We start from the raw sequence: 18,669 nt of genomic DNA, 5'->3' as shown, positions 1-18,669 counted from the left end.
CGCATGGTGCGCGGCGTGTCGCGTACAGACACGCACTCTCGACGAAATCCAGCGAGACCGGACGCGCGGTACCGCTCATCCCCAGCGCCCGAGCACCTCGCCCGGCGACTCGCCCGCTGCGAGCGCGGCCATCAGCAGCACCCGGGCCTGCGGGGGGCGCAGCGTGGGAACGACCACCGCCCCGGCGTCGGCCAGGTCCCGCCCGGGACCGTAGGCGGGGCTGACCCGACCGCCCGGCACCCTGGTGGCCACCGCCACCACGACGCCGTCGGCGCACAACCGTCGTACGCCGTCGACCACGTCGTCCCCGGCGTTGCCCGACCCCATGGCCTCCAGCACGACCGCCCGCGCACCCGCCGCGGCGAAGGCCCGCAGCGCCACCGCATCACTGCCCGCGTACGCCGCCGCGATGTCCACCCGGGGGGCGTCGGCGGCCGACAGCGAACCGAAGGCAGGTCCCGTCCGCTCCCCGGTGCGGGTGAACCGGCCCTCGGACACCACGCCCAGCTGCGGTCCGGCGAAACAGTCGAGTTCGCCGCCACCCCGCTTGTTCAGGCCGAGCGGCTGGCGGACGCGCCCGGCGAACGCGACCAGGACGCCGTCGGCCGCGGGGTCACCGGCGACGGTCAGCGCGTCGCGCAGGTTCGCCGGCCCGTCGGCGTCGGGGGCGTCGGCGCTGCGCATGGCGCCGGTCAGCACCACCGGCGCCGGCCCGGCGTAGGTCAGGTCGAGCCAGAGCGCCGTCTCCTCGAGCGTGTCGGTGCCATGGGTGACCACCACACCCCGTGCGCCGTCGGCGACCACCGACGCCACCGCCGCCCCGATCAGATCCCACTCCGGCGGGCCCAGCTGGGAGCTGTCCCGACGCAGCAGATCCACCACCGTCACGTCGAGGCCGGCGGTCAGCTGGGCGCCGGTGCGGTCGGGCCGGCGCACGCCGTCGGCGTCGGTGCTGGTGGCGATGGTGCCGCCGGTGCTGATCACGACGATGCTCACACGGGGAATTGTCGCCCACCGCGCGTTTGGGATGATGGTGGTGTGACTGACGAATCCCCGGGCCCGGCGGAGCCCGCGACCGCTGCCGCCGAACCGGTGGCACCGCGGCCGCGCCGGCGGCTGCGTCTGCTGCTGTCGGTCGCGGCGGTCGTGCTCGCGCTGGACGTGGTGACCAAGGTGCTCGCGGTGCGGCTGCTCACCCCCGGTCAGCCGGTGTCGATCATCGGCGACACGGTGACCTGGACGCTGGTGCGCAATTCGGGTGCGGCGTTCTCGATGGCGACCGGCTACACGTGGGTGTTGACGCTGGTGGCGACCGGTGTGGTGATCGGCATCATCTGGATGGGCCGGCGCCTGGTGTCGCCGTGGTGGGCGCTCGGCCTGGGGATGATCCTCGGCGGGGCGATGGGCAACCTGATGGACCGGTTCTTCCGGTCACCGGGGCCGCTGCGCGGACACGTGGTCGACTTCCTGTCGATCGGCTGGTGGCCGGTGTTCAACGTGGCCGATCCGTCGGTGGTCGGGGGAGCGATTCTGCTGGTGGTGCTGTCGGTGTTCGGCTTCGACTTTGACACCGTCGGGAGGCGCCAGCCGGACGACGCATCGGAGTCGGTCGAGAGGCGCCAGCCGGACGACGCATCGGAGTCGGTCGGGAGGCGCCAGCCGGGCGCCGAGCCCGAGGCTGATCCGTCCTAGTGGCCACCCGTTCGATGCCGGTTCCCGAGGGGCTGGCCGGTATGCGTGTCGACGCCGGCCTGGCCCGGCTTCTCGGGCTGTCCCGCACCGCCGCGGCCGATATCGCCGAAGACGGCGGTGTCGAACTCGACGGCGCTCCTGCGGGTAAGTCGGACCGGCTCACCGCGGGCGCCTGGCTCGAGGTCCGGCTGCCCGAGGCGCCCGCGCCGGTGGAGAACACGCCGGTCGACATCGAGGGGATGAGCATCCTCTACTCCGACGACGACATCGTCGCCGTCGACAAACCGCCCGGGGTCGCGGCGCACGCCACGGTCGGCTGGCACGGGCCGACGGTGCTCGGCGGCTTGGCGGCTGCGGGCTTCCGGATCAGCACCTCGGGTATCCACGAACGTCAGGGCATCGTGCACCGTCTCGATGTCGGTACCTCGGGCGTCATGGTGGTGGCGCTGTCGGAGCGGGCGTACACGGTCCTCAAACGGGCGTTCAAGCAGCGCACCGTCGACAAGCGCTACCACGCGCTGGTACAGGGTCATCCCGATCCGAGCAGCGGCACCATCGACGCGCCGATCGGCCGCCACCGGGGCAACGACTGGAAATTCGCGGTGGTCGAGGGCGGCCGTAACAGCATCACCCACTACGACACGTTGGAGGCGCATCAGGCGGCCAGCCTGCTCGACGTGCATCTGGAAACCGGTCGCACCCATCAGATCCGGGTGCATTTCGCCGCCCTGCACCACCCGTGCTGCGGGGACCTCACCTACGGTGCGGACCCGACACTGGCCAAAAAACTGGGACTGGAACGGCAGTGGTTGCATGCCCGGTCCCTGGCCTTCGCGCATCCGGCCGACGGCCGTCGCATCGAGATCACCAGCCCCTATCCGCAGGACCTGCAATCCGCGCTGGACGTCCTGCGCCGGCACGCCCGTTGAACGGGCAGCGCTCTGGCTGGATCTTCGGCACCGGCGCCTACGTGTGGTGGGGGCTGTGCCCGGGCTTCTTCCCGCTGCTGCTGCCCGCCGGTTCGCTGGAGGTGCTGGCGCACCGGATCGTGTGGAGCGCGGTCTGCATGGCGGTCGTCCTGCTGATCGCCCGCCGGTTCGGTGACCTGAAGCGCCTCAGCGGCCGCACGTGGCTGCTGCTGATGGTCGCCGCGGTGCTGATCGCGATCAACTGGGGCACCTACATCTACGCCGCGACCAACGGCCATGTCGTCGATGCCGCGCTCGGATATTTCATCAATCCCCTGGTGACGGCGGCGTTGGGCGTGCTGGTGTTCCGGGAGCGCATCAACCGGTGGCAGGTCACCGCCCTGCTCATCGCCGTGGTGGCGGTCGCGGTGCTGACCGCCGGGGTGGGCGACCCGCCCTACATCGCCGGGGTGCTCGCAGTGTCGTTCGCCCTGTACGGACTGGTGAAGAAGGTGGTCGTGGCCGACCCGCGGGTGAGTGTGGCGGTGGAGAATTTCCTGTCCCTGCCGGTGGCGCTGGGCTTCGTGGCCGTCCTGGCGGTGCAGGGTCAGGGCCACTTCCTCAGCGCGGGCGCCGGACATTCGGTGCTGATGGTGCTCTCCGGGCCGATCACCGCCGTGCCGCTGCTGCTGTTCGCCGCCGCCGCGCAGCGCCTCCCGCTGGTGACGCTGGGGATGCTGTTCTACATCAACCCCGGCCTGCAGATGGCCTGGGGAGTGTTCGTCGGCGGGGAACCCATGCCCGTCGGCCGGTGGATCGGGTTCGGGCTCATCTGGGTGGCGTTGGCGCTGCTCACCGTCGACGCGCTGCGCCGACGCTCGGCCCCACAGGTGAGTACATAGCCGGTTGCCAGCCATCCGGCGATGTCCTACGTTCGCTGAGTGCAGCGCAAGAGCCGGGTCAAGCCGGCTCCGCGCGTGCGCGGCCGCCCGGTGGGCGCTGATTCGGCCCGGACCCGCAAGCAGATCGTCCGCGCCGGCCGCGAGGTACTCAACGAGCGCGGCTATCCGGCGATGACCTTCCAGGCCGTCTCCAAACGCACCGGGTTGAGCCGGCCGACCCTGCACTATTACTTCTCCACTCGCGAAGATCTCTACGAGGCGATCGTCGAGGAGGCCCGCAGCGTCATCGCCCACTGCGCGGGTACGGCGATGGAGTCGCCGACGCTGCTCGGCCGGCTCTCGACGTTCGTCGACGCCGTCCGGCAGGTCGAACGGCGCGACCCGTCGATGATGCCGTTCCTGATCAGCGCTCGCCTGGAGTTCCATCGCAACCCGGAACTGCAGCACGTCGGCGCCTCACCGATCCGGGCGTTCCTGTCCCGGCTGGTCGGTGACGCGGTCCGCAACGGCGAACTGACACCCGACACCGAGGGCGAGGCCGTCACCGATCTTCTGCAGGTGATCCTCTACGGAATGGCGTTCCACGCCGCCTTCACCGGTGACCTCGGCCCGATCAGCGGGCAGCTCATCTCGCTGTTCGCCAACGGGTTGGTACCCGACGTCCCCGACGTGCCGGCAGATTCGTGAGACACGTGCCGCGACACGCCGGGGCCGTGTCGGTCGGCGGCCATAGACTGGCAACCCTATGACCGGTCAGTCGCCATCCTCGGGGTCGTTCGTTCACCTCCACAACCACACCGAGTATTCGATGCTCGACGGTGCGGCGAAGGTGAAGCCGATGCTGGCCGAGGCCAAGCGCCTCGAGATGCCGGCGATCGGTATGACCGACCACGGAAACATGTTCGGCGCCAGCGAGTTCTACAACGCCGCCACCGACGCCGGCATCAAGCCGATCATCGGCATCGAGGCCTACATCGCACCGGCCTCCCGGTTCGAGACCAAACGGGTGCTGTGGGGTGATCCGGGCCAGAAGTCCGACGACGTCTCGGGCAGCGGCTCCTACACCCATATGACGATGGTCGCCGAGAACGCGACAGGTCTGCGCAACCTGTTCAAGCTGTCTTCGCTGGCCTCGTTCGAGGGTCAGCTCGGCAAGTGGGCGCGCATGGACGCCGAGATCATCGCCGAGCACGCCGAGGGCATCATCGCCACCACCGGGTGTCCGTCGGGGGAGGTGCAGACCCGGTTGCGCCTCGGCCACGACCGGGAGGCGCTGGAGGCCGCCGCAAAGTGGCGCGAGATCTTCGGACCGCAGAATTTCTTCCTCGAGCTGATGGATCACGGCCTGTCCATCGAGCGGCGGGTGCGTGAGGGGCTGCTGGACATCGGGCAGAAGCTCGGGATCCCGCCGCTGGCCACCAACGACTGCCACTACGTCACCCGCGACGCCTCCCAGAACCACGAGGCGCTGCTGTGCATTCAGACCGGTAAGACGCTGTCGGATCCGGCCCGCTTCAAATTCGACGGAGACGGCTACTACCTGAAGTCGGCCGCGGAGATGCGGGCGCTGTGGGACGACCAGGTGCCCGGCGCCTGCGATTCGACCCTGCTGATCGCCGAGCGGGTGCAGTCCTATGCCGATGTGTGGGCCCCGCGCGACCGGATGCCGATCTTCCCGGTGCCCGAAGGCCACGATCAGGCCACCTGGCTGCACCACGAGGTGATGGCCGGGCTGGCACGGCGCTTCCAGCATTCGGGTGGCGCGGTACCGGGCGACTACGTCGACCGCGCCGAGTACGAGATCAAGGTCATCTGCGACAAGGGTTTCCCGTCCTACTTCCTGATCGTGGCCGACCTGATCAACTATGCGAAGTCCGTCGACATCCGCGTCGGGCCCGGCCGCGGTTCGGCGGCCGGTTCGCTGGTGGCCTATGCGCTGGGCATCACCAACATCGACCCGATCCCGCACGGTCTGCTGTTCGAGCGGTTCCTCAACCCCGAACGCCCCTCGGCCCCCGATATCGACATCGACTTCGACGACCGCCGCCGTGGTGAGATGCTGCGCTACGCCGCGAACAAGTGGGGCAGCGACCGGGTCGCCCAGGTCATCACCTTCGGCACCATCAAGACCAAAGCGGCGCTCAAGGATTCGGCCCGCGTGCACTACGGGCAGCCGGGCTTCGCGATCGCCGACCGCATCACCAAGGCGCTACCCCCGCCGATCATGGCCAAGGACATCTCGGTGTCCGGCATCACCGATCCGAATCACGAGCGGTACAAGGAAGCCGCCGAGGTCCGCGCGCTCATCGACACCGACCCGGATGTGCGGACCATCTACGAGACCGCCCGGGGACTGGAGGGCCTGGTCCGCAACGCGGGTGTGCACGCTTGCGCGGTGATCATGAGCTCCGAACCGCTCATCGACGCGATCCCGCTGTGGCGCCGTCCGCAGGACGGTGCGGTGATCACCGGCTGGGACTATCCCTCCTGCGAGGCAATCGGCCTGCTGAAGATGGACTTCCTGGGGTTGCGCAACCTCACCATCATCGGCGACTGCATCGAGAACATCAAAGCCAACCGCGGTATCGACCTCGACCTGGACACACTGCCGCTGGACGATCCGAAGGCCTACGAACTGCTCGGCCGCGGCGACACCCTCGGGGTGTTCCAGCTCGACGGCGGTCCGATGCGGGATCTGCTGCGCCGCATGCAGCCCACCGAGTTCAACGACATCGTCGCGGTGCTTGCCCTGTACCGGCCCGGTCCGATGGGCATGAACGCCCACAACGACTACGCCGACCGCAAGAACAACCGACAGCCCATCAAGCCGATCCACCCCGAGCTCGAGGAACCGCTCAAGGAGATCCTCGCCGAGACCTACGGTCTGATCGTCTACCAAGAGCAGATCATGTTCATCGCCCAGAAGGTCGCCTCGTACACGATGGGTAAGGCCGACGCGCTGCGCAAGGCCATGGGCAAGAAGAAGCTCGAGGTGCTCGAGGCCGAATACAAGGGCTTCCACGAGGGCATGACCAACAACGGTTTCTCGGAGAAGGCCGTCAAGGCGCTGTGGGACACCATCCTCCCGTTCGCCGGGTACGCGTTCAACAAGTCGCATGCCGCCGGATACGGCCTGGTGTCGTACTGGACGGCGTATCTGAAGGCGAATTTCCCGGCGGAGTACATGGCCGGTCTGCTCACGTCGGTCGGCGACGACAAGGACAAGGCCGCGGTGTACCTGGCTGACTGCCGCCGACTGGGCATCACCGTGCTGCCGCCCGACGTCAACGAATCGGTGCAGAATTTCGCCTCGGTCGGCGAGGACATCCGCTTCGGCCTGGGCGCGGTGCGCAACGTCGGCGCGAATGTGGTTGCCTCGCTGGTCAACACGCGCACCGAGCGGGGTGCGTTCACCGATTTCTCGGATTATCTGAACAAGATCGACATCGCGGCCTGCAACAAGAAGGTGACGGAGTCGCTGATCAAGGCCGGCGCGTTCGACTCGCTCAAACACCCCCGCAAGGGCCTGTTCCTGGTGCACACCGACGCCGTCGACTCGGTGCTGGGCACCAAGAAGGCCGAGGCGATGGGCCAGTTCGATCTGTTCGGCGGCGGTGACGACGCCGGCGGGACCGACGCGGTGTTCACCATCCGCGTCCCCGACGAGGAGTGGGAGGACAAGCACAAACTCGCGCTCGAGCGCGAGATGCTGGGCCTGTACGTCTCCGGACATCCACTCAACGGTGTGGCCCACCTGCTGGCCGCCCAGGTGGACACCCAGATCCCCGCGATTCTCGACGGCGACGTCGCCAACGATGCGCAGGTGCTCGTCGGCGGCATTCTGGCCTCGGTCAACCGACGCGTCAACAAGAATGGTTTGCCCTGGGCCTCAGCGCAATTGGAGGACCTCACCGGTGGCATCGAGGTGCTGTTCTTCCCGCAGACCTATTCGCTGTTCGGCGCCGAGATCGCCGACGATGTCGTGGTGCTGGTGAAGGCCAAGGTGGCCGCCCGGGACGACCGCATCGCGCTCATCGCTCATGAACTGGTGGTGCCGGACTTCTCCAGCGCCCAGGTCGACCGGCCGCTGGCGGTCAGCCTGCCCACCCGCCAGTGCACGGTCGACAAGGTCAGCGCGCTCAAACAGGTGCTGGCCAATCACCCGGGCACCTCGCAGGTCCATCTGCGGCTGATCAGCGGTGAGCGCATCACCACCCTGGAACTCGACCAGAAGCTGCGCGTCACACCGTCTTCGGCGCTGATGGGCGACCTCAAGGCCCTGCTCGGCCCCGGGTGTCTCGGTGGTTGAGCCGGCGGATCCCGTCGTCTCTCGCCACGTCAGCCTGTGGATCGACGCGGCCCCGGAGGTGGTCTACGACTTCGTCGCCGATCCGCAGACGTGGCCCCGCTGGGCGGCCGGTCTGGCGGCGGGGGAGCTGCGGCGTGGTGCAGAAGGCTGGGAGGCGGATTCGCCGATGGGCAGGGTGCTCGTCGAGTTCTCCCCGCCCAACGCATTCGGGGTGCTCGACCATCTGGTCCGGCTGCCGTCCGGGGAGGCGGTCTACAACCCGTTCCGCATCGTGCCGTCGGGTCCGGGGGAGCAGCGGTGTGAGGTGATGTTCACCGTGCGCCGTCGGCCCGGGATGACGGTCGAGGAGTTCGACGCCGATGCCGCGGCGGTGGCCGCGGATCTGGCGACGCTTCGCCGGCTGGTCGAGGACGGTTAGCGCCGCGCGGCGCAGTACACGGCGAATCCGAACCACGTGACGGTGGCCGCGGCGGCGCCGGACAGGACCGCGACCGACGCGCTCATCGTCAGGACGCCGGCGACGGCGACGACGAGGAACCCCACGAGTAGGGCGTAGAGCTTGTACGCCGGCCAGGGAACGCCGGCGACGCTGACGTCGCACGTCGCGCGGGCGACGTGGGAGCGGAAGTTGCCGGCGGTGGTCACGAGTTTCAGGGTACCTGTCGAGAAAGAGTTCGGCCAGCCGAACTCGCGGATCAGGCCGGAAAAAGGTCGAGCGCCGGTCGTACCCGCCTAAGCTGAATTCATGCCGCTGACCGGAGAATATGAACCGAGTACCTCGGATTGGGCCCGCGAGCAGGCCGAGAAATACATGGAATCGGGCGGGACGGAGGCCACCGAACTCGGCGGCCGCCCGGTCATCCTGCTCACCACCGTCGGCGCCAAGACGGGCAAATTGCGCAAGACGCCGTTGATGCGGGTCGAGCATCAGGGCGAGTACGCCGTGGTGGCATCTCTCGGCGGGGCACCCAAACATCCGGTCTGGTACTTCAACATCAAGCAGAATCCCCGCGTCGAGTTGCAGGACGGCCCCGCGACCGCCGAGTACGACGCGCGTGAGGTGTTCGGCGAGGAGAAAGCGCAGTGGTGGGAACGCGCCGTCGAGGCGTACCCCGACTACGCCGACTACCAGGACAAGACCGACCGCGAGATCCCGGTCTTCGTGCTGACGCCCGTCGGGAACTGATTTTCGCCGTCGCAGGTCGCAGTGGCACCATTGACCGGTGTCCGCCGACCTGAGCCAGCAACCTCGTACCTCGCCGTCGCTGTCCGCGACCGATATCGACGAGGCGGCTGCGCGGATTGCCGGCGTGGTGATCCGGACCCCGCTGCAATACTCCGAGCGGCTCTCCGAAGCCACGGACGCGTCGGTCTACCTCAAGCGCGAGGATCTTCAGGCGGTGCGCTCCTACAAGCTGCGCGGGGCGTTCAACCTGCTCTCGCAGCTCTCCGCCGACGAGCTGGCCGCCGGCGTGGTGTGCTCCTCGGCGGGTAACCATGCGCAGGGCTTCGCCCTGGCTTGCCGCACCATGGGCGTCAAAGGCCGGGTGTACGTGCCCGCCAAGACGCCCAAACAGAAGCGGGACCGCATCCGCTACCACGGCCGCGAGTTCATCGAGCTGATCGCTGTCGGCTCCACCTACGACCTGGCCGCGGCCGCCGCGCTCGACGACGTCGGCCGCACCGGGGCGACGCTGGTACCGCCCTACGACGATGTGCGCACGATGGCCGGTCAGGGCACGATCGCCCCGGAGATCCTCGACGACCTCGGCGCCGAACCCGATCTGGTGGTCGTCCCGGTGGGCGGCGGGGGCTGCATCTCCGGGCTCACCACCTACTTCGCCGAGCGGACGTCGGGCACCTCGATCCTCGGTGTCGAACCGGCCGGCGCGGCGTCCATGCTGGCGGCGCTGACCGCAGGCCGGCCGGTCACCCTCGACCACGTCGACCAGTTCGTCGACGGCGCGGCGGTGGCCCGGGCCGGAGCGAGGCCGTTCGAGGTGCTCAGCGCCGCGGGTGACATGGTGTCGCTGACCGCAGTCGACGAGGGCGCGGTCTGCACCGCGATGCTCGACCTCTACCAGAACGAGGGCATCATCGCCGAACCCGCGGGCGCATTGTCGGTGGCCGGGTTGCTCGAGTCGGCGGTGGCGCCGGGGTCGACGGTGGTCTGCCTGATCTCCGGCGGCAACAACGACGTCTCCCGCTACGGCGAGATTCTCGAACGTTCCCTGGTGCACCTCGGGCTCAAGCACTACTTCCTGGTGGACTTCCCGCAGGAACCGGGCGCGCTGCGCCGCTTCCTGGACGAGGTGCTCGGTCCCAGCGACGACATCACGCTGTTCGAATACGTCAAACGCAACAACCGGGAGACCGGTGAGGCGCTGGTCGGTATCGAGCTGGGCTCGGCCGCCGACTTCGACGGCCTGCTGGCCCGCATGCAGGCCCTCGACATGCACGTCGAGACCCTGGCGCCGGATTCACCGGCCTACCGGTACCTGCTCTAGCCGGTCCGCACCACGGCGAACGACTGTCCGTCGAGCCGCGTGCCGTCGCCCTCGGCGGCGGGCCCACCCCAGGCCAGCAGCACCTCACCGGACACCGGCACCACGACGGATTCGGCGCCGAGGTTGCAGGCCACGGCGATCCTGCCGCGGCGCATCACGATCCAGCGCCGGTCCTCGTCGAAGTCGACGGTCATGTGGTCCAGCCACGGGTCCGCGAGGTCCGGTTCGTTCCGGCGGAGCGCGATCAGGCCGCGGTAGATCTCCAGCAGCCGCCCGTGGTCTCCCTCGGTCACCTCGTCCCACGTGAGCTTGGACCGCAGGAACGTCTCGGGGTCCTGCGGGTCGGGGATCTCGTCGGCGTCCCAGCCGTGCTCGGCGAACTCCTTCTTGCGGCCCTCGGCGGTCGCCCGCGCGAGATCGGGTTCGGGGTGGCTGCTGAAGAATTGGAACGGCGACGACGAGGCCCACTCCTCACCCATGAACAGCATCGCGGTATAGGGCGATCCGAGCGCCAGGGCCGCTTTGACCGCGAGCTGTCCGGTGGTCAGATTCTGCGACGGCCGGTCGCCGACGGCCCGGTTGCCGACCTGATCGTGGGTCAGGGTGTAGGCGAGCAGGCGAGTGGCCGGAATGGTCGCGGTGTCCAGCGGCCTGCCGTGGCGGCGGTGCCGGAACGACGAATACGTGCCGGCGTGGAAGTAGCCGTGTCGCAACGTCTGGGCCAGGGTCTCGATCGAGCCGAAATCTCCGTAGTAACCCTGCCGTTCGCCGGACACCGCGGTGTGGATGGCGTGGTGGATGTCGTCGTCCCACTGCGCGGTCATTCCGTAGCCGCCCCGATCGCGCGGGGTGATGAGCCGCGGATCGTTCTTGTCACTCTCGGCGATCAGTGACAGCGGCCGGCCGAGTTCGGCTGCCAGCGCGTCGGTTTCGGCCGACAGCTCTTCGAGGATGTGGATCGCCGTGGTGTCCACCAGGGCGTGTACCGCATCGAGGCGCAATCCGTCGGCGTGGAAGTCGCGCATCCAGCGCAGCGCGCAGTCGATGATGTAGCGCCGCACCTCGTCGGCGTCGGCGTCGGCGATGTTGATCGACTCACCCCACGGGTTGCTGCCGGTCGACAGATACGGCCCGAACTTCGGCAGATAGTTGCCCGACGGGCCGAGGTGGTTGAACACCGCGTCGATGAGCACGCCGAGTCCGCGGCGGTGGCATGCGTCGATCAGCCGGACCAGCCCGTCGGGGCCGCCGTACGGTTCGTGCACCGCGAACCACAGCACGCCGTCGTAGCCCCAGCCGTGCGTTCCGCCGAAGGCGTTGACCGGCATCAACTCGACGAAGTCGACACCGAGGTCGACCAGGTGGTCGAGCTTGTCGATCGCCGCGTCGAAGGTCCCCTCGGGGGTGAAGGTTCCGGTGTGCAGCTCGTAGATGACTTGACCTCTGCTGGAGCCCTCTATGCCGCGCCCCGCCCAGTCCCCGTCGGACCAGGCGTCCGGGTCGGGCTTCCACAGCTGCGAACGTTCGTGCACCCCGTCGGGCTGGCGGGCCGACCGCGGATCGGGCAGCACCTTCGGGTCGTCGTCGAGCACGAAGCCGTAACGCGCCGTGGCGGGGGCGTCCACCTCGGTGCGCCACCACCCGTCCTCGGCACGGGTCATCGGGTGCAGCTCACCCTCGACGTCGAGCTGCACACGCTGCGGCCGGGGGGCCCAGACGGCGAATTCAGGCATGATCACGCTCCAGGAGCACCACGGGGAGTTCGGCGAACAGATCGGCGGCGGCGACGGATCCGCTCACCCGGCGGCCGGTGATCCGGTCGGTCCAGTCGCCGGTCGGCAGTGTCAATGTCGTGTCGCCCCAGCCGTTCTCGGCCAGTGCGACGGTGTGGCGGCTGGCCGCCGCGATGACGTCCGCGCCGCGCCGGAACGCGATCAGGTGCGCGGCCGCCGCGCCGGCGGCGGGCATCGGGGTATAGCCGCCGTCCAGGAACGTCGCGGGTCGGTCGCGGCGGGTGTGCAGCGCCGCGCGGACCACTCGGATCTTCGGGTGCTGGGAGGCGCGCAGAGCGCTGCGCCGTTCGGCGTAGTCCACGGCGCGCCGGTTGTCGGGGTCGACCAGGCTGTCGTCCCACAGTTCGGTGCCCTGGTAGACGTCGGGTACGCCGGGCGCGACCAGCGCCAGGAGCTTCTGGCCGAGGCTGTCGTTGCGGGCGTGCGGGTCGAGCTGTTCGACCAGGCGGGTCAACTCGACGCCGACCGGCCCGTCGATCACCGCGTCGATCCAGCTGTGTACGCCCGATTCGAACTGTTCGTCGGGGTCGTTCCAGGTGGTGTGCAGCGCGGCTTCACGGATCGCCTTCTCGGCGTAGGCGTGCAGCCGCCCGCGCAGCTCGTCGGAGACCTCGCCGTCGAGCGGCCACACCCCGAAGATGTTCTGCAGCAGGAACAGCGCCGTACCCCGATCGGGCGGCGAGGTGCGCGCGAGCCAGCCCTCGACGTATTGCGCCCACAGCGACGGCACCTGCGACAGCACGCCGATGCGGGCCCGCACGTCCTCGCCGCGTTTGGTGTCGTGGGTGGACAGGGTGGTCATGGCGTGCGACCACAGCTGTGCACGGGCGGCGGCGCGCTGATGGAATTCGGCGGGGCTGACGCCGAACCACTCGGGTTCGCCGCCGACCTCGTTGAGCGTGACCAGCCGCGCGTCGCGGTAGAACAGGCAGTCCTCCATGGCCTTCGCGGTCGCCGCCCCGCACAGCTGCTGGAAGCGCACCGCCGCCTCACCGCGGGCGGCGATCGCGGCCGACACGATGGCCAGCGGCTCCGCGAAATCGGGCTCCTCGGCCAGGGTCTCGGCGATCGCGACCGGCAGCACCGCGGCCAGGTTGAGGTAATCGGAGCGGTACACGCCGAGGTGGCTGATCACCGCGGCGATCGCGGCGGGCAACCGCTCGTGGTCCTGTCCGGTGGCCGCGACGACGGTGCGGCGCAGCCGGGCCAGTTCACTGCCCAGGGTGTCGGTGACGGCCGCGACCTTGAGCCGGCGTGCGGTCTGGCCCATCGTGGCGTAATCCACGCCGGTGGTCTCGTAGAGCGCGGTCAGCGCGTCGGCTCCGGCGGGGTCGACGAACAGCCCGCCGATCTCCCGCAGCGAGTCGTATCCGGTGGTGCCCGCCACCGGCAGCGTCGGATCCAGCGGTTCGTCGACGGCGAGGATCTTCTCGATCACGATCCAGGCCTGTTCCCCGACGAGTTCGCGCAGCCAGACCAGATAGCCGGCGGGGTCGGACAGGCCGTCGGGGTGGTCGATGCGGATGCCGTCGACGAGGTCCTCGGTGAACCATCGCTTGACCTCGGCGTGCGTCGCCTCGAAGACGTCGTGGTCTTCCTGGCGCAGTCCGGCCAGCGAGGTGATCGAGAAGAACCGCCGATATCCGCAGATCCCGTTGCGCCAGCCGATCAGCCGGTAGTGCTGGCGGTCGTGCACCTCCGGTCCGGTGCCGGTACCGGTTCCGGGGGCGACGGGGAAGACGAGGTCGCCGAGCCGCAGCATGTCCCGGTCGACGGTCAGATCGTTGGCGTCGTCGTCGGAGCCCAGCACCGGCAGCAGGATCCGCCCGTCGGGGTCGACGTTCCAGTCGACATCGAAGTACGTCGCGTACTGCGACTCTCGGCCGTGGGTCAGCAGGTCCCACCACCACCGGTTCTGCTGCGGATCGTCGACGCCGACGTGGTTGGGCACGATGTCGACCACGACGCCGAGTCCGCGTGCCCGCGCGGCCGCCGACAGCGACGCGAGCGCCTCGGCGCCGCCGAGTTCGGCGGACACCGTCGTCGGATCCGTCACGTCGTAGCCGTGGGTGGAGCCCGACGTCGCGGTGAGGATGGGGGAGAGATAGACGTGGGAGACACCCAGGTCGTCGAGGTAGTCCAGCAGGGCCTCGGCGTCGGACAGCGTGAACGCCTGTCCGCTCTCGGCTCCGCGCATCTGCAGTCGGTAGGTGGACAGCACGGGTAGAACGCTCATGTCACAACGTCTTTCGCAGGATCAGCAGGGACCGGGGGTGCAGCGACACCGTGTCGCCCGCAGCGACCACCAGGTCAGACCCGCCGGTGGGTTCGGCGGTGTCGACGTCGGCGATCCACTGCTCGGCGTAGTCCCCGTCGGGCAGGACGAAATCCTGCGCGGTGTCGCTGGCGTTGAAGCACAGCAGGAACGAATCGTCGATCACCCGCTCGCCGCGCGCATTGGGCGCGGGGATCGCGTCACCGTTGAGGAACACCGCGACGCACAGCCCGAGGCCGGTGCCCCAGTCCTGGGGCGTCATCTCGGTGCCGCCGGGCGTCAGCCAGGCGATGTCGCGCACCTGATCGCCGCTGCGGATCGGCTTACCCGCGAAGAACCGTCTGCGCCGGAAGACCGGGTGGTTCTTGCGGAACGACACCATCTTGCGGGTGAAGTCGAGGAGTTCGGCGTTGGTCTCGCACAGCGACCAGTCCATCCACGAGATCTCGGAGTCCTGGCAGTAGACGTTGTTGTTCCCGCGCTGGGTCCGACCGATCTCGTCGCCGTGCGCGATCATCGGGGTGCCCTGGCTGACCATCAGCGTGGCCATCATGTTGCGCATCTGCTTGGCGCGCAGTGCGGTGATGGCCGGGTCGTCGGTCGGACCCTCGACGCCGCAGTTCCACGACCGGTTGTGGCTCTCGCCGTCGCGGTTGTCCTCGCCGTTGGCCTGGTTGTGCTTCTCGTTGTAGGACACCAGGTCGTTCATCGTGAAGCCGTCGTGGCAGGTGACGAAGTTGATGCTGGCGCTGGGGCGCCGGCCGGTCGCCTCGTAGAGGTCTGATGATCCCGTCAGGCGGGAGGCGAATTCGCCCAGGGTCGCGGGTTCGCCCCGCCAGTAGTCACGCACAGTGTCGCGATATTGCCCGTTCCATTCGGTCCACAAACCTGGGAAGTTCCCGACCTGGTAGCCGCCCTCGCCGACGTCCCACGGTTCGGCGATCAGCTTCACCTGGCTGATCACCGGATCCTGCTGCACCAGGTCGAAGAACGCGCTCAGCCGGTCGACGTCGTAGAACTCCCGGGCCAGCGTGGACGCCAGATCGAAGCGGAATCCGTCGACGTGCATCTCGAGCACCCAGTACCGCAGCGAATCCATGATCAGCTGCAGGGTGTGTGGGTGGCGGGCGTTGAGACTGTTGCCGGTGCCGGTGAAGTCCTTGTAGTGGCGCAGGTCCCCGTCGAGCAGCCGGTAGTAGGCCGCGTTGTCGATTCCGCGGAAGTTGATGGTCGGCCCGAGGTGGTTGCCTTCGGCGGTGTGGTTGTAGACGACGTCGAGAATGACCTCGATACCGGCTTCGTGGAATGCCCGCACCATGGTCTTGAACTCGGCCACCGCACCGCCGGCGTGCTGGTTGGCGGCGTACTGGTAGTGCGGGGCGAAGAACCCGAAGGTGTTGTATCCCCAGTAGTTTCGTAATCCGAGGTCCAGGAGTCGGTGGTCGTGCATGAACTGGTGCACCGGCATCAGCTCGATCGCGGTGACGTTGAGCGACTTGAGGTGGTCGATGATCACCGGGTGGCTCAGCCCGGCGTAGGTGCCGCGCAGCTCCTCGGGGATCCCGGGATGCGTCTGGGTCATCCCCTTGACGTGGGCCTCGTAGATCACGGTGTCGTGGTAGGGCGTGCGCGGTGCCCGATCGGAACCCCACTGGAAGAACGGGTTGATCACGACGCTGGTCATCGTGTGGCCGAGGGAGTCGATGCGCGGCGGTGTGCCGCCGGACGCGAGGTCCTCGGCGTCGAGGTCGTAGGAGAACAGCGCCTGGCCGAAGTCGAAGTCGCCGTAGAACGATTTCCCGTACGGGTCGAGCAGCAGCTTGCTGGGATCACAGCGCTGCCCGGCCGCGGGGTTCCACGGGCCGTGCACCCGGAAGCCGTAGCGCTGACCGGGGGTGACCGTCGGCAGATAGGCGTGCCAGACGAAGCCGTCGACCTCGTCGAACTCGATGCGTTCCTCGACACCGCGTTTGGAGATCAGGCACAGCTCGACGCGTTCGGCGACCTCGGAGAACACCGAGAAGTTCGTACCCGCACCGTCGTACGTGGCGCCCAGCGGGTAGGCCTCACCGGGCCAGACGGTGTGCTGGGACACCGTCACCACCAGCCGGTGGCAGCGGCGATCTGACGTCCCAGTTCGTTGACCATGGTGCGCATATACGTCGCCGAGATGTGGTGAGCGTCGTGATACAGCAACACATTTCCCTCCACCACGCGGCAGTAGTCCTCGCGACACACCGCATCGCTCATGTCGAGCGGCTTCAGCATCGGAAACCGCCCGACGTAGGCCAGTGTCGGATTGTCGTCGGAGAGTACCTTGGACCGCTCGATGCCGCAGGAGATCGCGTCGCCACCGTCGGCCAGGCAGTCCGCCGGGATGTACGGTTCGCCGTCCCGCACCAGCCACGGCGTGTCGCGCATGGCCAGAACCGGAATGTGATTGCGCGACAATGTCTCCCAGATCCCCACATACGTCCCCGGCATGACGTCGCCGTCCTTGACGTTCCACGGCCGGGTGGAGGTGGTGAACACGAAGTCCGGGTGGTCGGCCAACAGCCGCGGCATGACGCGTTCGTTCCACCGGTGGCATTCGGGATAGGGCCGGTTGTTGCCCATCACCAGCGGCACCGCCTCGGTGGTCAGCGGACAACCCATCTTCAGATAGGTGACCACCTTGAAGTGGTGTGCCTTGCCCAGGACGTCCAGTGCGGTGATCCAGTGTTCGGCATGCGACCCGCCGGCCAGCGCGATGGTCCGGGTGGCGGTCTCGTCGCCGTAGGTGCAGTTGATCACCCCGACGTTGTCGAAGTCGCTGATACAGCCGTCGGTGGTGGTGACCGGAAGGTCCTTCTTGGCTTCGAGCACGGTCGGCCGCATGGGCAGCTTGGGCACCCGCACATGCTCGGTCAGGGCCCGCGCCCCCGGATATTCGGTGGGCGAGAGCGTCGGCAGATCCTTGCCGTTGGCGCGCGCCACGGTGACGTGCTCACGCCAGGTGAACGACGTCGCCGTCAACGCGACGCCCAGCAGTGCGACGGTCGAGCCGAGCACGATCGTCGGCCGGCGCAGCCGGTTGCCCGCCGGTGCGGCGGCCGACGGACGGCGGTAGCGCAGCGGTTCCTCGACGAATCGCATCGTCAACCACGCCAGCGCGGACGAGACGGCCAGCACGGCGGCGCCCTGCCAGAGGTTCACCCGGGTCTGCCCGGTGTAGGCCAGCAGGAAGATCAGCAGCGGCCAGTGCCACAGATACAGCGAATACGCCATCGCACCGAGCCGCACCAGCGGTGTGGTGGCCAGCAGCCGGTTGGGCAGCGGCAGCCGGTCGCCCGAGCCGGTCAGACACGGGTCGGCGCTGCGGTTGGCGGCCGACAGCACGAACAACACGGTCGCCCCGACCGGGACCAGGGTCCACGGGCCGGGGAACTCCTTGACGCCGTCGATGAACCAGCCGCACGACAGGATCGCGGCCAGGGCGACCGTCGCGACCGCGGTGCGCAGCCACATCGGTGCGCGCACGCGGCCGACCAGCGCACCGGCCAGGGCGCCGAGCAGCAGCTCCCACGCGCGGGCGAAGCTGTTGTAGTAGGCGAAAGTCTGGTCGGTGTTGTGCTCGAAGACCGCATAGACGAACGAGGCGATCGTCAGCGCGGTGAGCAACAACACCAGGCCGAAGCGCAGATGCCGACCGAGCGGCCGGCCGAAGGCGGCGGCGAAGCCGAGGATCAGGATCAGGAACGCGAGATAGAACTGCCCCTGCACCGACATCGACCAGATGTGCTGAAGCGGGCTGACCGTCTCGCTGGCCCGCAGATAGTCCGAGGCGGTGAACGCCAGCTCCCAGTTCTGGTAGTAGCCCAGGCTGGCCAGGCTCTGATCGGCGAAGGTCTCCCACCGGGTCTCGGGCTGGATCAGGATGGTGAGCACCGCCGAGGCGGCCAACACCACCACCAGCGCGGGCAGCAGCCGGCGGATCAGCCGGGTCACCTCGGTCACCGGCGACGTCCGGACCCCCGGGGTCAGCGCCGCCCGCAACAGCCGGCCGCCGAAGAAGAAGCCGGACAGGGCGAGGAACACGTCGACGCCGCCGGAGACCCGGCCGAACCAGATGTGGAACACCGCGACCATCAGGATCGCCACCCCGCGTAGACCGTCGAGGTCGTGGCGGTAGAAGCCGGAGTCCCTCGTTCCCATGGCGGCAGGCTGGGTGCCGCCCCGGTCCGTGGGGCGCACCGACCGGGCAGGGGCGAGGCTGATCATGGTTGACGGCTAATTTACCTAAC

The 18,669-nt window shown here is 68.6% G+C and carries 14 protein-coding genes; 8 read left to right on the top strand and 6 right to left on the bottom strand.

Annotation, left to right across the window (positions count from 1 at the left end):
- Window positions 1-75 precede the first annotated feature (75 nt).
- Complete coding sequence (locus ACN27E_RS06160) at window positions 76-996, bottom strand: asparaginase (protein WP_422747440.1); 921 nt, start codon at window positions 994-996, stop codon at window positions 76-78.
- A 42-nt stretch (window positions 997-1,038) separates the two neighbouring features.
- On the opposite strand from ACN27E_RS06160, the gene lspA reads away from it, so the two are divergent.
- The 6 genes from lspA to ACN27E_RS06130 are packed head-to-tail and all read left to right on the top strand — an operon-like array spanning window position 1,039 to window position 8,229.
- Window positions 1,039-1,692, top strand: coding sequence for a signal peptidase II (gene lspA, locus ACN27E_RS06155; protein WP_422747438.1), 654 nt, complete (start codon window positions 1,039-1,041; stop codon window positions 1,690-1,692).
- Window positions 1,692-2,621: an RluA family pseudouridine synthase gene (locus ACN27E_RS06150; RefSeq protein ID WP_422747436.1), complete on the top strand. Its 930-nt coding sequence runs from the start codon at window positions 1,692-1,694 to the stop codon at window positions 2,619-2,621. Before lspA ends, ACN27E_RS06150 begins: the two co-directional genes overlap by 1 nt.
- On the top strand, window positions 2,618-3,502 hold the full coding sequence (gene rarD, locus ACN27E_RS06145; RefSeq protein ID WP_422747434.1) for an EamA family transporter RarD: 885 nt from the start codon (window positions 2,618-2,620) through the stop codon (window positions 3,500-3,502). Before ACN27E_RS06150 ends, rarD begins: the two co-directional genes overlap by 4 nt.
- 39 nt (window positions 3,503-3,541) lie before the next feature.
- Window positions 3,542-4,189 carry a TetR/AcrR family transcriptional regulator gene (locus ACN27E_RS06140; RefSeq protein ID WP_422747432.1) on the top strand — a complete coding sequence of 216 codons (648 nt, stop codon included), beginning with the start codon at window positions 3,542-3,544 and terminating at the stop codon, window positions 4,187-4,189.
- Window positions 4,190-4,247: 58 nt separating this feature from the next.
- On the top strand, window positions 4,248-7,811 hold the full coding sequence (gene dnaE, locus ACN27E_RS06135) for a DNA polymerase III subunit alpha (protein WP_422747431.1): 3,564 nt from the start codon (window positions 4,248-4,250) through the stop codon (window positions 7,809-7,811).
- A complete protein-coding gene (locus ACN27E_RS06130) occupies window positions 7,804-8,229 on the top strand; it encodes an SRPBCC family protein (protein WP_422747429.1) in 426 nt (141 codons plus the stop codon). Before dnaE ends, ACN27E_RS06130 begins: the two co-directional genes overlap by 8 nt.
- Here ACN27E_RS06130 and ACN27E_RS06125 read toward each other — a convergent pair.
- Window positions 8,226-8,456 (bottom strand): hypothetical protein, encoded by a 231-nt coding sequence (locus tag ACN27E_RS06125; protein WP_422747427.1) that lies wholly within the window; start codon window positions 8,454-8,456, stop codon window positions 8,226-8,228. The two genes, ACN27E_RS06130 and ACN27E_RS06125, sit on opposite strands and share 4 nt — an antisense overlap.
- Window positions 8,457-8,556: 100 nt before the next feature.
- Here ACN27E_RS06125 and ACN27E_RS06120 point away from each other — a divergent pair, with 100 nt between their 5' ends.
- Together ACN27E_RS06120 and ilvA are read left to right on the top strand one after the other, a co-directional pair.
- Window positions 8,557-8,997, top strand: a complete 441-nt coding sequence (locus ACN27E_RS06120; RefSeq protein WP_422747426.1) for a nitroreductase family deazaflavin-dependent oxidoreductase — start codon at window positions 8,557-8,559, stop codon at window positions 8,995-8,997.
- 37 nt (window positions 8,998-9,034) lie between these two features.
- Window positions 9,035-10,318: a threonine ammonia-lyase IlvA gene (gene ilvA, locus ACN27E_RS06115; RefSeq protein WP_422747425.1), complete on the top strand. Its 1,284-nt coding sequence runs from the start codon at window positions 9,035-9,037 to the stop codon at window positions 10,316-10,318.
- Here the strand turns inward: ilvA and treZ are convergent.
- From treZ to ACN27E_RS06095, 4 genes are read right to left on the bottom strand one after another with little or no spacing between them, the layout of a single operon-like run.
- Window positions 10,315-12,051, bottom strand: coding sequence for a malto-oligosyltrehalose trehalohydrolase (gene treZ / locus ACN27E_RS06110; RefSeq protein ID WP_422747423.1), 1,737 nt, complete (start codon window positions 12,049-12,051; stop codon window positions 10,315-10,317). The two genes, ilvA and treZ, sit on opposite strands and share 4 nt — an antisense overlap.
- Complete coding sequence (gene treY / locus ACN27E_RS06105; protein ID WP_422747421.1) at window positions 12,044-14,347, bottom strand: malto-oligosyltrehalose synthase; 2,304 nt, start codon at window positions 14,345-14,347, stop codon at window positions 12,044-12,046. Before treY ends, treZ begins: the two co-directional genes overlap by 8 nt.
- A 1-nt stretch (window position 14,348) precedes the next feature.
- Window positions 14,349-16,481, bottom strand: a complete 2,133-nt coding sequence (gene glgX / locus ACN27E_RS06100) for a glycogen debranching protein GlgX (protein WP_422747419.1) — start codon at window positions 16,479-16,481, stop codon at window positions 14,349-14,351.
- A gap of 2 nt (window positions 16,482-16,483) precedes the next feature.
- Window positions 16,484-18,646, bottom strand: a complete 2,163-nt coding sequence (locus tag ACN27E_RS06095) for an acyltransferase family protein (protein ID WP_422747417.1) — start codon at window positions 18,644-18,646, stop codon at window positions 16,484-16,486.
- Window positions 18,647-18,669 lie beyond the last annotated feature (23 nt).

The sequence above is a fragment of the Mycobacterium sp. WMMD1722 genome, assembly GCF_049315205.1.
GTDB lineage: Bacteria > Actinomycetota > Actinomycetes > Mycobacteriales > Mycobacteriaceae > Mycobacterium.
The sequence above is the reverse complement of the archived record's forward strand: the minus strand, read 5'-3'. Positions and strand labels throughout refer to the sequence as shown.

Excerpts from the sequence above, each read along its gene's own strand:
- dnaE (WP_422747431.1), top strand. The coding sequence starts at position 4,248 with ATGACCGGTCAGTCGCCATCCTCGGGGTCGTTCGTTCACCTCCACAAC.
- ACN27E_RS06120 (WP_422747426.1), top strand. The coding sequence starts at position 8,557 with ATGCCGCTGACCGGAGAATATGAACCGAGTACCTCGGATTGGGCCCGC.
- ACN27E_RS06095 (WP_422747417.1), bottom strand. The coding sequence starts at position 18,646 with ATGATCAGCCTCGCCCCTGCCCGGTCGGTGCGCCCCACGGACCGGGGC.
- treY (WP_422747421.1), bottom strand. The coding sequence starts at position 14,347 with ATGAGCGTTCTACCCGTGCTGTCCACCTACCGACTGCAGATGCGCGGA.
- treZ (WP_422747423.1), bottom strand. The coding sequence starts at position 12,051 with ATGCCTGAATTCGCCGTCTGGGCCCCCCGGCCGCAGCGTGTGCAGCTC.